The 14,980-nt window shown below is 73.8% G+C and carries 7 protein-coding genes and 1 pseudogene; 2 read left to right on the top strand and 6 right to left on the bottom strand.

The window, feature by feature from the left end:
• Positions 1-30: 30 nt before the first annotated feature.
• From ABZ464_RS20220 to ABZ464_RS20200, 5 genes are all read right to left on the bottom strand, one after another.
• Entirely contained in the window at positions 31-1,407 is a 1,377-nt protein-coding gene (locus ABZ464_RS20220; protein ID WP_359278815.1) for a hypothetical protein, read from the bottom strand.
• Positions 1,404-2,759, bottom strand: coding sequence for an MFS transporter (locus ABZ464_RS20215; RefSeq protein ID WP_359278813.1), 1,356 nt, complete (start codon positions 2,757-2,759; stop codon positions 1,404-1,406). Before ABZ464_RS20215 ends, ABZ464_RS20220 begins: the two co-directional genes overlap by 4 nt.
• A gap of 61 nt (positions 2,760-2,820) precedes the next feature.
• Positions 2,821-4,458, bottom strand: coding sequence for an FAD-dependent monooxygenase (locus tag ABZ464_RS20210; protein WP_359278811.1), 1,638 nt, complete (start codon positions 4,456-4,458; stop codon positions 2,821-2,823).
• A 49-nt stretch (positions 4,459-4,507) separates the two neighbouring features.
• Positions 4,508-5,986, bottom strand: a complete 1,479-nt coding sequence (locus tag ABZ464_RS20205) for a glutamate-cysteine ligase family protein (protein ID WP_359278809.1) — start codon at positions 5,984-5,986, stop codon at positions 4,508-4,510.
• Positions 5,987-6,124: 138 nt separating this feature from the next.
• Positions 6,125-11,272: a hypothetical protein gene (locus tag ABZ464_RS20200; RefSeq protein WP_359278807.1), complete on the bottom strand. Its 5,148-nt coding sequence runs from the start codon at positions 11,270-11,272 to the stop codon at positions 6,125-6,127.
• 207 nt (positions 11,273-11,479) lie between these two features.
• Between ABZ464_RS20200 and ABZ464_RS20195 the strand changes: the two are divergent.
• Positions 11,480-12,061 (top strand): annotated as a pseudogene (locus tag ABZ464_RS20195) (MFS transporter); the annotation flags it as partial.
• Positions 12,062-12,076: 15 nt separating this feature from the next.
• Here ABZ464_RS20195 and ABZ464_RS20190 read toward each other — a convergent pair.
• Positions 12,077-13,321 carry an ROK family transcriptional regulator gene (locus ABZ464_RS20190; protein WP_359278805.1) on the bottom strand — a complete coding sequence of 415 codons (1,245 nt, stop codon included), beginning with the start codon at positions 13,319-13,321 and terminating at the stop codon, positions 12,077-12,079.
• Between the two features lie 252 nt (positions 13,322-13,573).
• Between ABZ464_RS20190 and ABZ464_RS20185 the strand changes: the two genes are divergently transcribed.
• Positions 13,574-14,950: an extracellular solute-binding protein gene (locus ABZ464_RS20185; protein WP_359278803.1), complete on the top strand. Its 1,377-nt coding sequence runs from the start codon at positions 13,574-13,576 to the stop codon at positions 14,948-14,950.
• The last annotated feature ends 30 nt before the right edge of the window (positions 14,951-14,980 follow it).

Genomic DNA, 14,980 nt, shown 5'->3' with positions numbered 1-14,980 from the left:
GCCGGTCCTGCGGCGGGCGGTCGTACCAGGTCACCGGCCGTCGGCCGGGTGGGCAAGGTCGTAGGGCCGCAGGTACGGGGTGGGGCGGTAGGCGGTGTAGCGGGCGGGTGAGGTCGAATCGGCCGCCGCGGCCCGGGAGTTGAGCGCGCCGGCGTCCGTCGCCGGCCAGTGGCCGGTGCTGAGGCGGTCCTCCAGGGTGTGCAGTGCGGCGAGCTGTTCGGCGGCGCTGAAGGTGCAGTGCCCGGCGTTGTCGGTGTACGCCTGCCGCAGCAGCGCCGACGACCCGGCGGCGGTGACGGCCCGGCGCAGGGCGCTCTCGGTCTGCACCGGGACGAGCGCGTCGCCGGTCGTGTGGACGGAGAACTGCGGCTTGGTCAGTTTCCCGGTGAAGGAGCTGGTGCGGCTCATCCAGGCGACGGCCTCCGGGTCGGCGCCGATGCGCGGGGCGCGGTTGAGGGTCGCGAGATCCTTGCGCAGGGACAGCCCGGCCTTCCGGTACAGCTCGGTGACCTCCTTGTGTACGGACGACTCGGCGAGGAGCCGCGCGTAGTCGACACCGGTGTTCCACGCCATGTTGCCGCCGGCGCGGGCCTCGGCCTCCTGGCGCCGGTTGAAGCCGGCGTTCAGCAGGCCCCTGACGGCCGTGTACTGGTTGGCCTGCTGCGCGTCCCAGTCGGTGGCCGCGGGCCGGACCTGCGAGGGCTGGTTCCAGACGGGGATGTTGTGCAGGGCCGCGGCGAGCGCGATGCGGGCCCGGCCCTGGGCGGTCGTCTGCGCGGAGTCGACCGCCGCCGTCAGCACGGTCGCCGCGGCGGTCGCGGTCTGCTGGTCCGGCAGGTCCACGAGCGGGACGTCGGAGCCCGGCGCGAGGAGCGTCTTCAGGGCGAAGACCGGGTCGAGGGTGTTGTTCCAGTTGGCGACGCCGCCGTGGACGAGGCCGCACAGGGAGAGCGAGCCGTCGATGCTCTGCGGGGCGCGCTCGGCGAGGGCGGTGGTGACGAGTCCGCCGTACGAGCGCCCCCAGGCGATCGTGCGGGAGGCGGTGCCGAACCGCTCGGTGAAGGCGGTGAGCGTGGCGAGCTGGTCGGGGACGGCGTCGGTGACCGCCCAGCCGGTGGTGGCGTAGGAGGAGCCGATGAGGGCGTAGCCCTGCTGGAGGAGCAGCGCCTTGGTCGCCTCGTCGGGGGCGTCCTGGGCGGGGTTGGCCGGGCCGGCCGCGTAGCCGTGGCTGAACAGCAGGACCGTGCCGTTCCAGTCGGCGGGGACGTCCATCAGGTACGTCGCCCCGGAGGGGAGCCGGCCCTCCACCCGGGCCGGCTCGGCCGTCGCCGCTCGGGCCGTGGCCTGCGGTGTGGTGAGTAAGAGCAGGAGCGCTGCCACGGAGGCGGTGCGGGTGCGGATCGTCATGCGGTGATCTCCTGGGTGTGGGGGGCGGAGGAACTCTCGGCGGGGTCGCCGGAGAGGGACGTACGGCTGGTCTCGCGGACGAAGCACACGGTCAGCGCGGTGATGAGGGAGCCGCCGCAGAGCAGCACGGCGACGGGGGTGCTGCTGTGGCTGCCGGCGACCAGGCTGCCGGCGATCATCGGGGAGAAGCCGGCGCCGATGAGGGTCGCTCCCTGGTAGCCGAGGGAGGCGCCCGTGTAGCGGACCCGGGTGCCGAACATCTCGCTGAACAGGGCGCCCAGCGGCCCGTACATCGTGGACTGGGCGATGCCGTGGCCGAGGACGACGGCGAGGATCAGCAGACCGGGGGACTTCGCGTCGACGAGGGCCATCACGGGGAAGGCCGTCGCCGCCGAGAGGAGGGCGCCGACGAGCACGACCGGGCGGCGCCCGACCCGGTCGGACAGCGCGGAGACGCAGGGCAGGACGACCAGGGCGACGGCGGCGGAGACCGTGAGCGCGGTCAGCACCTGCGGGCGGGCGTAGCCGATGCCGGTGGCGTAGGCGATCAGATAGCTGGTCAGCAGCGACTGGGCGGTGAAGGCGCCGATGCCGACACAGCAGGCCAGCAGCACGGGACGCGGCTGCCGCAGGACGTCGAGGATGGGCAGCCGTGCCTCGGTGCGCCGCTGCTTCACCTCGGCGAAGAGCGGGCTCTCCACCACCCGCAGCCGGACGAACAGCCCGACGCCGAGCAGCAGCACGCTCAGCAGGAACGGCACACGCCAGCCCCAGGCGGTGAACTCGTCCTTGGGGAGGGTGACGACGAGCGCGACGACGGCGGCGGAGATCAGGGAGCCGAGCGGCGCCCCCATCTGGGTGAAGCTGGACCACAGGCCGCGCCGCCGCTCCCCGGCGTGCTCGACGACCATCAGCGTGGCGCCGCCCCACTCGCCGCCGATGGCGATGCCCTGCACCACCCGCAGGGTGATCAGCAGGACCGGCGCCCAGACGCCGATGGTGTCGTACGTGGGCAGCAGACCGATGACGAAGCTGGCGCCGCCCATCAGGCCCATCGTGAGCAGCAGCATCGACTTGCGTCCGAGCCGGTCGCCGAAGTGGCCGAAGAGGATGCCGCCGAGCGGGCGGGCGACATAGCCGGCGGCGAAGGTGCCGAACGCGGCGATGGTGCCGACGGCGGGATCGGCGCCGGGGAAGAACAGTTCGCCGAAGACGAGGGCGGCGACCGTGCCGTAGACGAGGAAGTCGTAGAACTCCACGGCGGTGCCGAGCAGTCCGGACAGGGCGACCCTGCGCAACTGGCGGATCTGTTCGGAGGACGGGATCGGGGACGGGGTGGGGGACGGGGACATCGCGGTCTCCCTTGAGCGGGGGGAGGGACAACCGCGAAGTTAGGCTCTCTGGTGATGCTCGTCAAGAAAGTGCACAACATTGGCTGATGGAGGCGGCCGTGTCGGCGAGGGGGAAGCGCGCGCCGAGATGTCCGTCCGGGCGGACGACGAACCCGGTCGGCCCGTCGGGTCGGTACAGCCGGGCGAACTCCCCGCCGGTGTCGCGGTACGCGGCGACGGCCAGCGTGTCGGGGGCGACCGCGGCGGCCTCCCGGGCGAGGACGGCCACGGTCGTCGGCCCCGCCGCCCCCGCCGGTTCCACGGCCGAGGCGACCGCGTCCGCCGCCTCGGCCAGATCGCCCGCGTGGGCGGCGTACAGCAGCACGACATGCCCGGCACGGCCGCGCATCACGTCGAGCAGCCGCAGCGGGAACGCCGCCAGGGGCAGCGTCAGCCCGGTGCAGTCCGGTGCCCGGTCGCCCGGCTGGGGCGCGTCGGCGGGCCCGTACGGACGGCCGGCGAGCGGACCGCCCCGGTAGCCGACGAGCAGCTGGGCCTCGCGCAGCAGGAGGGTCCGCGGGTCGTCGGGGTCGGCCTCGATGCCCCGCGTGGCGTGTCGCACGGTCCGCCTGACGACCTCCTCGCCCACCGGCCGCCGCTCGGCGTCGTACGTCTCCAGCAGCCCGGGCCCGGCCCGGCCCCGCAGGACGAGGGCGAGTTTCCAGGCCAGGTTGACGGCGTCCTGGATGCCCGTGTTCATGCCCTGGGCGCCGGTGGGCGGATGGATGTGGGCGGCGTCGCCCGCGACGAAGACCCGCCCGTCGCCGTACCGGTCCACGATGCGATGGCTGATCCGGAACACCGAGGACCAGCGCAGCCGGGACAGGACGGCCCGCTTGGGGGCGAGCCGGTCGACGACGGCCTGGAGATGCGACAGCTCGGGGGCCCGCCCGCCTTCCAGGCCGTGCGCGACCCCGTCCCCCTCGCCGGACGCCCGCGTGGACAGCTCCGGCGGCACCAGCATCGACATGCGGTACCGCCCGGCGCCCGGCAGCGGGATGCACACCAGCACATCGTCGGTGGAGCCGTCGTCCGCGCGATGGCTGGAACGGATGCCGTACCCGTGCGGCATGTCCCAGTCCGCCTCGACGTCGCCCAGCATGTACTCCTCGGCGAAGGCGGCCCCCTCGAAGGCGAGCCCCAGCCCCTTGCGGACCGTGCTGTGCGCCCCGTCGCAGCCGACGAGATACCCCGCCCGCAGCTCCTCCTCGCCCCCGGCGGCGGTCCGCAGCCGTGCGGTCACCCCGTCCGGGTCCTGGACGAAGTCCAGCAGCTCGCTCCCGCGCTCGACGACCGTGCCGAGGCCCGCGAGGTACTCCTCCAGCAGCCGTTCCGTCGCGTACTGCGGCAGCGCGGCGAAGCCGTACGGCACCTCGGGCGGCAGCGCCAGCTCCCAGCGCGCCGTCTCCCGGCCGTTGACGTGGACCAGCTGGCCGCGCAGCACGGCCGCCGCCTCCAGAACCGCACGGGCCAGGCCCATCCGGTCCCAGATCTCCAGGGTGCGTGGCTGGATTCCGACCGCCTTCGCGTACGGCAGCCGGGCCGGCAGCCGGTCGACCAGCCGGCACCGGACGCCGTGCCGGCCCAGCTCGGCGGCGGCGCTGAGCCCGACCGGGCCCGCTCCCGCGATCAGCACGTCGACGGTCGGTGTGTGCGCCACGGGTGCCTCCCAGTGTCTGACGGTATGTCAGCGGTCGGTCGGTGACCGGTCAGTCGACGGGCCAGGTGTGCACGGGGGCGTTGAGATGCATGTAGTCGATGTACTGCTGGGTCATCAGCCGCAGCGCCTCATGGCGGTCCAGGTGCGCGGCCGTGCCGATGCGATGGAACATCTCCTTCTGCCAGACGGCCCCGTTGCGGGCGGTGACACAGCGCTGCTCGATGACGCCGAGCAGCGGCTCCCGCCAGGCCGCGTCCATGCCCGACAGCTCCAGTCCGCGGTGCGCCAGCGGCAGCAGCCGGCGCAGCACGAGTTCCGGCACCGGCACCTCGCCCATGCCCGGCCAGTACAACGGGGCCTCGATGCCATGGCGGGCGGCGGTGTGCAGATTGTCCTCGGCGGCCTGGAACGACATCCGCGACCACACCGGCCGCTCCTCCTCCACCAGGGCGCGGGTGAGCCCGTAGTAGAACGCGCCGTTGGCGAGGGTGTCGGCGACGGTCGGCCCGGCCGGCAGACAGCGGTTCTCCACCCGGACGTGCGGCTGGTCGTGGGCGACCGCGTACACCGGTCGGTTCCAGCGGTAGATGGTGCCGTTGTGCAGGGTCAGCTCGCCCAGCTCCGGGATGTCGCCCTCGTCGAGGGTCCGGGCCGGATCCTGCTCGTCGCACAGCGGCAGCAGCGCCGGGAAGTAGCGCAGGTTCTCCTCGAACAGGTCGAACACACTGGTGATCCACCGCTCCCCGAACCACACCCGGGGCCGTACGCCCTGCGCCTTGATCTCCTGCGGGCGGGTGTCGGTGGCCTGCTCGAACAGCGGGACGCGGGTCTCGTGCCACAGCTCCTTGCCGAACAGGAACGGTGAGTTGGCCGCCAGCGCGACCTGGACCCCGGCGATGGCCTGGGCCGCGTTCCAGTAGGCGGCGAACTCCTGCGGGGAGACCTGGAGATGGAACTGGGTACTGGTGCAGGCGGCTTCCGGGGTGATCGTGTCGGCGTAGGTGCGCAGCCGGTCGACGCCGTCCATCTCGATCCGCAGATCCTCGCCGCGCGCGGCGAAGACCTGGTCGTTGAGCAGCCGGTAGCGCGCGTTCTCCGACAGGGTGTCCTCGCCGACGTCCTCCTGGCGCAGCGTGGGCAGGATGCCGATCATGATGAGCCGGGCGTCGGCCGTCCTGGCCCGCTGGTCGGCGTGGTTGAGCGCGGCGCGGATCTCGGACTCCCAGGCGTCGGGGCCGCCCTCCGTCAGCCGCCGGGGCGGAACGTTGATCTCCAGGTTGAACCGCCCCAGCTCGGTGGACCAGGCCGGGTCCGCGATCGCCTCCAGCACCTCGCTGTTGCGCATCGCCGGCTCGGCCTCGTCGTCGACCAGGTTCAGCTCGATCTCCAGCCCCACCCGGGGCCGCTCCGACTCGAACCGCTCCTCGCGCAGCATCTGCGCGAGGACCTCCAGACAGTCCTGCATCTTGATCCGATAGCGGCGGCGGTCCTCGCGGGTGAAGACCAGCGCCGGGACGTCGCGCCCCATCGGTCCTCCCGGCTGCTCCTAGGACGCCCCTCACCTCCAGCGTCCCACCACGTCCGGCAGCTGACCATGCGAGCGGCCCCGAGGGGCTCCCACCGGCCGCGGGCCCGTGCTTCTCCGCGGCCGGCAGACGGGCGGGTGTCAGTCGGCGTTCGCGCGGAGCCTCAGGTGGTTCTGCGGGTCCCGCAGCAGCTCGGCGGCGGCCGGGTCGGCCAGCATCCGGCGTACCGCGGGCGTCGGCATCCGGACGACCACCGGCTCCGGCAGCGTGACGTCCTGCACGGCCGTCGACCGCTTCCCGGAGCGCACCCGGTCCGTCACCTCCGCCACCACCCGTACGTCCAGCGTGAACTGCACCAGCACCGATTCCGACTTGGGCTTGTGCAGCGGCATGGAACCGGCCGCGTTCGCCGCCGTCGAGGTGGCGCTGCCGGAGCCGTCCACGACCCCGAGGAGCTGGTTCATCCGGAACTCGTCGGCGTTCAGCGTGCCCGCGCCGAACAGACCGCGCGCCGACCTGCCGTGCTCGTTCGCCTGCTGACCGTCCGTACCCGTCGGGCGCGGCGCGTCCAGCCCGCTCTGGGCGACGGTCTCGAACGTCATCTTGTCCCCGACGCCCAGCACCCGCCCCGAGCGAAGCCGGGCGTGCAGCGAGGCGCGCAGGTCCTGCCCCGACGCACCGGTCGCATGGATCGGCGGAAGATCCACGCCCGCCGAGGTCAGCAGCGGCAGCGCCGCGATCAGCCACTCCGTGGACACGGCCTCGCGCAGCAGATGGAACGCCGCCTCGCCACCGGTACGGAAGCGCGCGTTCCCGCCCGCCCGCTCGACCGCGTCGTCCACCGCCTGCCGTACCCGGGGCGTGCCCGTGAACCCGTTGACCTGCGCCTCCATGGGCAGCCGGGCCCCCGCGCGCCGCCACGGGCCGAGCCGGTCGGCGCCGCCCTCCTCGGGATCGGCCGCGTGCCGGCCGGCCTGCCCGGGCGGGACCGGGGCGAGCCGCGACAGGGCGCGCAGGTCGGCGGCGAGGGCGCGGTGCGTCAGGCTCAGGCCGTCCATACGGGCCAGGGCCACCCGGCGGTTGCCCGAGAAGATCTCCAGGGTCGCCTCGATCGGTACGTGCATCCGGGCCGACGGCGCGGCAGACGCCTCGGCGACGGTCTTCACCCCCAGCTGGGCCCGCCCGACGCTCGTCGAACGGCGCGAGTCGCTCGCCGAGAGGCCGAGACCGGCGGCCGCGCCGACGCTCTTCACCTGACCGGTGCCGCCGTCCGGCTTCCCGGAACCGGCGAGCACGGCCTCGACGCCCCGGGTGTCGCTCTCGTCGTGGGCGGCGGCCCGCTGGGCGGCGGCGGAGGTGACGTACTCCATGTCCCGGCCGTCGGACGCCGTCTCGGCGAAGCTGCCCCGCCCGGTCCTGCGGATGCCGAACACCGCCCGGTACGGCCGTTTGCGCCCGTCGAACAGCTCGACGCCCACGCCCCCGTCCATCGCGCTCGACAGCAGACCCGCCGAACCGGCCCGGTCCAGCACCCGCAGCAGCCGCTGGACATTGTCGTTGCGGTCCGTCAGCCGGGTGCGCGGCAGCAGATCGTCGGCGAGGGAGGCGCCCAGCCGGCCCCGGATCCGGTCCAGCAGCGGCACGAAGTCGGGCAGGTCCTCGATCATGCCGAAGCCGAGGGGGAGGGACTGCGCCAGCGCCGGGACGGTGACCGGCGGCAGCATGGACGAGCCCGCGGACGTGCCACCGGAGGTCTCCGGGGCGTGGCCCTTCCCGGCTGTCTTCGCGCCGCTGTCCGGCTTCGCCGACGAGGTGTCCGACCCGGAGGCGACCGCGGCCCCGCGGCCCTCCTCGCCCGGCACCTTCAGCCCCGCCGCCCGCAACTGGCGCTCGGTCAGCCACACGCCGACGGCCGCCGGCACCGTACGGCCGCCCCGCGCCACGTAAGGACCGCCGCCGGCCACCGCGACCTCCGCGACCATCCGCACCACGAGGTCGCACCGGACCAGGTACAGCGGGCTCTTGCGCGAGGTGTGCGCGTTGCGTTCGACGGTGCCGACGAGGGTGGACGCGGTCGTGTCGCCGTGCCCCAGGGAACGGCCGGCCGCGACCCCCTCGGCGATACGCCACTCGGTGCCGTTCTCCGCCCCCGTCAGACCGCCCTGCGCCGAGACGGTACGACTCGTGCCCTCCTGCCCCGTCACCTGGTGTCCGCCCAGGACGAAGGTCTCGGTGCCCGCCCCCGTGCCCTGGTGGACGACCCGCGGCGCGGTCAGCGCGAGACGGGTGCCGACCGCGCCGTTCAGCGCGGCCAGCCGCCGCGCGTACCGCAGGTTCTGCACCACCCAGCCCGCGGAGACGGCCTGCCGCAGCGCGGCCGTCACGGCCTGCGGGCCGAACCGCTCCTCGATCGCCAGCCGCGGCGCGAGCCCCTCGGTCTGCAGCGCCCGGTCCTCCCGTGCCTGCCGGTTGCGGGCGGCCGCCTGCGCCAGCAGCTCGAACGCCAGGTCCCGCAGCGGCTGCCCGTCCCCCACGGTCTCCACCAGTGTCCAGTCCCGGACACGGCGGCCGCTCAGCTGCCGAGGGAGCAGGCCGGCCAGGTCGCCGATGCCCGCCGCCGCGAAATCGGCGGGTGGGTCGTGCCGGCCGGCCGTGCGCGCGGAGCTCCCGGTGTCCAGCCGCCGCTTGGCCTCGTCGTCCAGGGTGAACGCGGTGGGGGTGAGCAGCCGCACGTCCTGCGCGTCGAGGGGCAGCGTCCCCAGCTCCTCGACCTCGGGCACGTCCCGGCCCGGCGCGCCGGGCGTGAGGGAGCGGGCCGTCTTGCGCTGCCGGGTCGTCATCGTGACGCCGACGTTCAGGCTCAGCGCGCCGCCGAACACGCTCGCGTCCTCGGACCCGTTGGTGAGGACGTCGGTGCGCAGGGTCGGCCCCGCCTGGCCGCGCCGGGTCGTCGTACGGCCCTTCTCGCCCCGCGCCGACAGTGTGAGGGCGCCGGGGATCAGCCGGAACTGCCCCAGGGCCATCCCGCCGACGCTGCGCGAACTGGCCCGCCCGCTCTGCAGGTTGCTGTTGACACCGGAGTGGCTGCGCACCAGCCAGTCCTCGGTGTCGCCGAGGTGGCCGGTCTCCCGGAGCGAGCCGGTCACCCTCAGCTGTACGTCATGGGTGTGGAGGCGGGACTTGCGGCGCAGCCGGACCCGGATGCCCGTCGACAGCAACTGGTCCTTGTTGACACGGAGGTTGGTCTCCGACAGTACGGTGACCAGCTCACGGTAGTTGCGCCGCTGGACCTCGGCCTCCTCCGCGCCGGGCTCACGCGGCTGCGCCTCCTCGCCGAAGGCGGGCAGATAGCCGGCGAGCCGGGGATCCGTGGCGAACAGCTCCCGTACGGCCCGCATCATCGGCGCGGTGTCCAGCCGGCTGATCGCCACGCTGGAGCCCATCGCGCCGAAGGGCAGATGCCGTACGAGGTGCTGGGGCGCCGCGCTCGCTGCCGCGTCCCGCCCGGCCGCCTCCTGTTCGGTCGCCCGTGCCTTGCCCTTGGTGTCGCCGCTGCCCTGCTGCTCCTCGCCCTCGGTGTCCTGCGCGGTCCGTGGCGGACGTTTCACGAACTCCCCGGCCGTCACGCCCTCGGGCAGTGGCAGCCCCAGTTCCTGGGCCTCGTCGGCGCGCAGGCTGATCCAGACCTGCATGCTGTGCCGCGCGGTCCGACCGCCGCCGTGCGCCCGGGTGAGGGGGGACGAGGGCCCGGCGCCCTCGACGGTGAACAGCACGGTGCCCAGATAGAGCACCTTGTCACCGCGCACCTCCGCGCCCTGCCTGCTGGAGAGCGTCTGCTCGGTCACGCTGAACCGGCTCTGGCGCGCGCCCACGACCGGCATGACGGTGCCCCGCACGGCCGCCGCGTTGCCGAGGACACCGAACCCGCCCGCCGGGCCGATGCCGAAGGCGCCGCCGCGCCCCTTGCCCGCGGTGTCCGTCACCCCGTGCTGCGCCTGCTGGTGGGTGCGCAGCTGGGTCTTGCCGGTGCTCCAGCCGGGGGCCAGCGCGGTGATCGTGGCGTGCATCCGGTAGGTGCCGGTGGTGGTGCCGTCCCGGCTGGTCAGGTCCTCGCCCACGATCCCGTCCCGCAGCAGCCGGGGCAGGTCCTCCAGCACGGTCGCGGTGGCCGTGGCCTCGTACAGCCGGGCCCGGCCGGGGGCGCCGGGCCAGGTCAGCGACGGGTGCAGGGCCGAGGCGACCGCGTCGAACAGCCCGCCCCCGCCCTGGTGCGGGGCGGCGGAGTCGGAGACGGCGAGCGGGGCCATGGAGTCGGCCCCCGACACCGCCCGCGCGGTGTCGGGGGCCAGCGGCGCCGGACGCGGGGCGGGCGCGGCGTCGCCGGCCGGCACCAGATGCTCCACCGGCACCCGCATGGTGAGCGTGCCCGGCCCGCTGAAGTGCTGTGCCTCCCGTGCGCCGTCCTTCATGACCCGCACGCCGTAGTGGATCCTGCGCGGCGCCTCGACGGACCCCTTGTCGCTGCGCAGCACGCGCGGCTCGGCGATGTTCCGCTGGGCACGGGAGTCCCGGGACGACTGGAACGGCTGGGCGTTGACGGTCGCCGCCCCGCCGACCCAGACGCCCGGCGCCACGGGGGCCATCCCGAACGCCGTGAAGGCCGCGCCCTTCGACGCGGACGAGCCCGTGCTCTGGGACACCGTGGCGGCGGTGTTGTGCTGCACGTCCACTTTGGTGGCCGCGTCCTCGGCGCCGGGACCGTCGGGGGAGAAGAGGGCGTGAGGGTCGTCGTCGGCGCGGGAGACGCGGACCGTGACGTCGTAGCGGTCCGCGCCCCGCGCACCGGTGACGGCGAAGGCCCGTCCGCTCCCGTAGAAGGACTCGGGCCGCCCGGCGAGCTCGGCGGCGATCTCGGCGACCACGCCGTCGCGGTGCCCGACGGCGTCGGCCAGCGTGGCGGTGACGAACTCCTGGCCGGTGAGCCCGTACGCGGTGGACAGCCCCGGCGCCGCCATGTCCCGCAGATACGGCGGGAGTTCCAGGGCCCCCTCCTCGACGACGGCCGGCAGCGCCGCCATCGGGGCCCGGTCGCGGACGGCGGCCGGGCCCGCCGCGCTCATGGCCGCGACGGTCGCCGCGTTGCCCGCGGTCTGCTGCAGTCCCAACAGGGGGTTCGGGCGACCGTTCCGCCCGGCCGAGCGGGGCGCCGGAACCGTCGGGGAGGACCGGGGGGACCGCTCGCGGGCGCTGCCGTGGCGGCCGTCGCCCGCCTGTAGATGATCTCGCACGCGCGTCAGCGTAAGGACGCCCCACGGCCCGTGCGGGTCTCGCGGCCAGTGTTCAACTTCCGTATACCCAGGGGTCGTTCGCGCCGCCAAAGGGACACCCCCTCGGAGCCGTCGCCCGCCGTGCGCCCGTCGCGCCCGACCGCCTCGGGGTGCGTCCCCGCGCGTGCCGTCGCAGACCGGCCGGGTCAGCCGAACGCACACGCGAGGCAGTGGGTGGTCAACGCCTACCTGCTGGCCCTGGCCGCGTTCTTCGGCCTCGGCGGTCGCGTCGCCGACCTGTGGGGCCCGCGCCGTGCGGTCGTCGCGGGCACGCCGATCTTCGTGATCTCCTCGGTGCTGTGCGGCTGTGTTCCCACCGGGGACTCCGCGCTGACCTGGCTGGTCGTGTTCCGGGCGACCCAGGGCCTGGGCGCGGCGCTGCTCTTCCCGGCCGCGCTCGCCGTCGTCGTCGCGGTGTTCCCGGTCGACCGGCGAGGGCGCGCCCGCGCCCTGTTCTTCGGCGTCACTGGCGCCCTGGCCGCCCTCGGACCGCTGCTCGGCGGCTGGCCGGCGGGCCGGACCGGGCGCGCGATCTTCCGGGTCGACGTCCCCGTCGCGGTCGTCGCGCTGATCCTCACCGCGCTCGACCGCATCTCCGACCGGCGCCGCGACGAGCCGCTCGACGTCAGGGGAGCCCTGCTCATCGGGGTCGGCACGGGCGCGAGCGTCCTCGGCTTCCAACAGGCCTCGGTCTGGGGCCGGGACAGCGCGGCGACCTGGGCCTGCGTCATCGGCGGGCTCGCCGTCCTACGCCCGGAGGCGCCCTCACCCCGCCCCGTCCGTCAGCAGCCGCCACCCCGGCGCGTAGTTCCCGTGCAGGACCAGTGACGCGGCCCCGATCGCCCCCACCGTGTCGCCGATGACGCTCTGCTCGATCGCCACCGGGCGGATGGAGCGGGCCACCGAGGTGCGGTTGACGGCGCTGTCGATCTCCTCCAGGAGGATCGGCTCGATGCCGCGCAGCGCCTCGCCGCCGAGGACGACCCGGCCGACGTCGAGCAGGCTGGCCGCACCGCGCGTGGCCTGGGCGATCAGGCGAGCGGCGCGTCGTACGACGTCACCGGCGGCGGGGTCACCGGCGCGGGCGGCCCGGCGCAGCGCCTTCCAGTCGTCGTGGAGCGAGGCGGCCGCGCCGGTCACCCCGATGCGGTCGGCGGCGACCGGGCCGTACCGCCGCAGCAGATCGTCGATGATCGCGGACGGGCTGCAGTAGGGGCCGAGGCAGTCCATGGCGCCGCAGTGGCAGACCCGGTCGCCGGGCTCGACGGGCATATGGCCGAACTCCCCGGCGTTGCCCGAATCCCCGTGCAGGACGGTGTTGTTGAGGACGATCCCGGCGCCGATGCCGGTGCCCAGGTAGATGAAGAGGAAGCTGCCGGCCCGCGCCTCGCCGCCGATCCAGCGCTCGCCGATCGCGGCGGCCGTCGCGTCGTTGTCCAGGGCGACGGGCAGACCGGTGGCCTTGGCGAACATCTCGACCAGCGGCACCCGGTCCCAGCCGGGCAGGTTCGGGGGCGCGACGACACAGCCCGAGGAACCGTCGATCGGGCCGGGCGCGGCGATGCCGAGGCCGAGCAGCCGGGCCGGGTCCACCGCGGAGCGGACGATCAGCCGCTGCACCGCGCGGGAGACCCGGTCCACGACGTCGGCGGGCACGTCCGGCGCGGTGAGCCGCAGCCGACGGCTGACGATCACCTCGCCCGCCAGGTTCACCAGCACGATCACGGCCGAGTCGGGATCGAGATGGACGCCGACCGCGTACGCGCCGTCCGGGCGGGGTGAGAGCAGCGTACGGCGTTTGCCGCCGCTGGACGGGGCGTGCCCGGTCTCGGTGACCAGACCGGCGTCGAGCAGCTTGCGGACGACGTTCGACACCGTCTGGTTGGTCAGACCGGTGAGCGCGGCCAGCTCGACCCGGCTGACCGCGCCGCGCGTGCGGATGGCGTCCAGCACCACGGCCTGGTTGTAGCCGCCCACCCGCGGCAGATTCGTTCCGCCGAGCGTCGTCACCTGTCCATCACCTGACCCCCGCCTCATGTCCACATCGCGACGTTCCCGCCATCACACCACGCCGCATGGCCGGAAGTTTACATGCCGGAGGCGTTGACTTAGTCCATCCATTGGATTTAGCTGTCGCCCACCAGACCGGGTCGAAGGGACCGGGCGCGCAGGGTGGCGCAAGGGAGGCGCCGTCCGCACCGAGCCGGCGCGTTCGCGTCCTACGCGGCTTCCCACAGGTTTTTTCGTTCCGGAGGAAACCCAGTGCGCTCGAAACTCGCCATCATCACCGCCCTCACCGCCGCCACCGCCCTCGCCGCGACCGCCTGCGGATCGGGCTCCACCGGGAGCTCCGACAAGTCCATCAAGGTCGTCTACTGGCAGAACCTCAACAGCAGCAACAAGCTCCAGGCGAACTACCTCGCCTCGATGGTCAAGGAGTTCACCGAGGCCCACCCCGGCACCAAGGTGAACCTCGTCCCCGTCACCGCCTCCGAGAACGACTACTACACCAAGATCCAGCTCATGATGCGGTCCCCCTCGACCGCCCCCGACCTGGTCTACGAGGACACCGCGCTGATCAACTCCGACATCGCGGGCGGCTACCTCAAGCCCCTGGACGCCTACACCGCGAAGTGGGCCGACTGGTCGCAGTACGCCACCGCCGCCAAGGGCGCGGTCAACGGCGCCTCCGACGGCAAGGTGTACGGCGTCCCGGACAACACCGACACCCGCGGGATCTGGTACAACAAGACGCTCCTCGCCAAGGCCGGGATCTCCGTGCCCTGGCAGCCCAGGACCTGGGACGACGTCCTCGCCGCCGCCCGGAAGATCAAGGCCGAGCTGCCCGGCGTCACCCCCCTGAACATCTACACCGGCACCGCCGGCGGCGAGGCCTCCTCCATGCAGGGCTTCGAGATGCTCCTGTACGGCACCCCGGCCGCCGACAAGTCCCTCTACGACGCGAGCCGGAAGAAGTGGGTCGTCGGCAGCCAGGGCTTCAAGGACGCGCTGACGTTCGTCCACACCGTCTTCAGCGAGAAGCTCGGCCCCTCCGTGGACCAGGCCCTCGGCGCCAACTTCGGCACCACCGTCGGCACCGAGCTGATCCCCGAGGGCAAGCTCGCCATCGACATCGACGGCTCCTGGATGCCCAACAACTGGGGCTCGACCAGCGCCAAGCCGTGGAGCGCGTGGCAGAGCACCATGGGGACGGCCGCCATGCCGACGCAGAACGGACAGGCGCCCGGCAAGACATCGATGTCAGGCGGCTGGGCCTGGTCGATCCCCGCCAAGGCGGGCAACGCCGACCTCGCCTGGAAGTTCCTGGCGTCCATCCAGACCAAGACCAACTCGGCGAAGTGGAACGCCCTCAACGCCACCATCGCCACCCGCACCGACGTCGCCACCGACCCGACGTATCTGAAGGCCGTGCCCACCAACGAGTTCTTCACCGCCCTCGTCGCCGACACCCACTACCGGCCGGGCCTGCCCGCCTACAACCAGGTCTCCACCGCCATCCAGAAGGCCATGGAGTCCGTGACCACCGGCCAGGCCTCCGTCGACAAGGCCGCCGCCACCTACGACAGCGACGTGGCCGCCGCCGTGGGCGACGACAAGACGGTCAAGGGCACCTCGTGACCGCACTCGCCCCGACTTCCCGCGGGACCG

It is taken from the genome of Streptomyces sp. NPDC005820, from assembly GCF_040630255.1.
Taxonomy (GTDB): Bacteria; Actinomycetota; Actinomycetes; order Streptomycetales; family Streptomycetaceae; genus Streptomyces.
The sequence above is the reverse complement of the archived record's forward strand: the minus strand, read 5'-3'. Positions and strand labels throughout refer to the sequence as shown.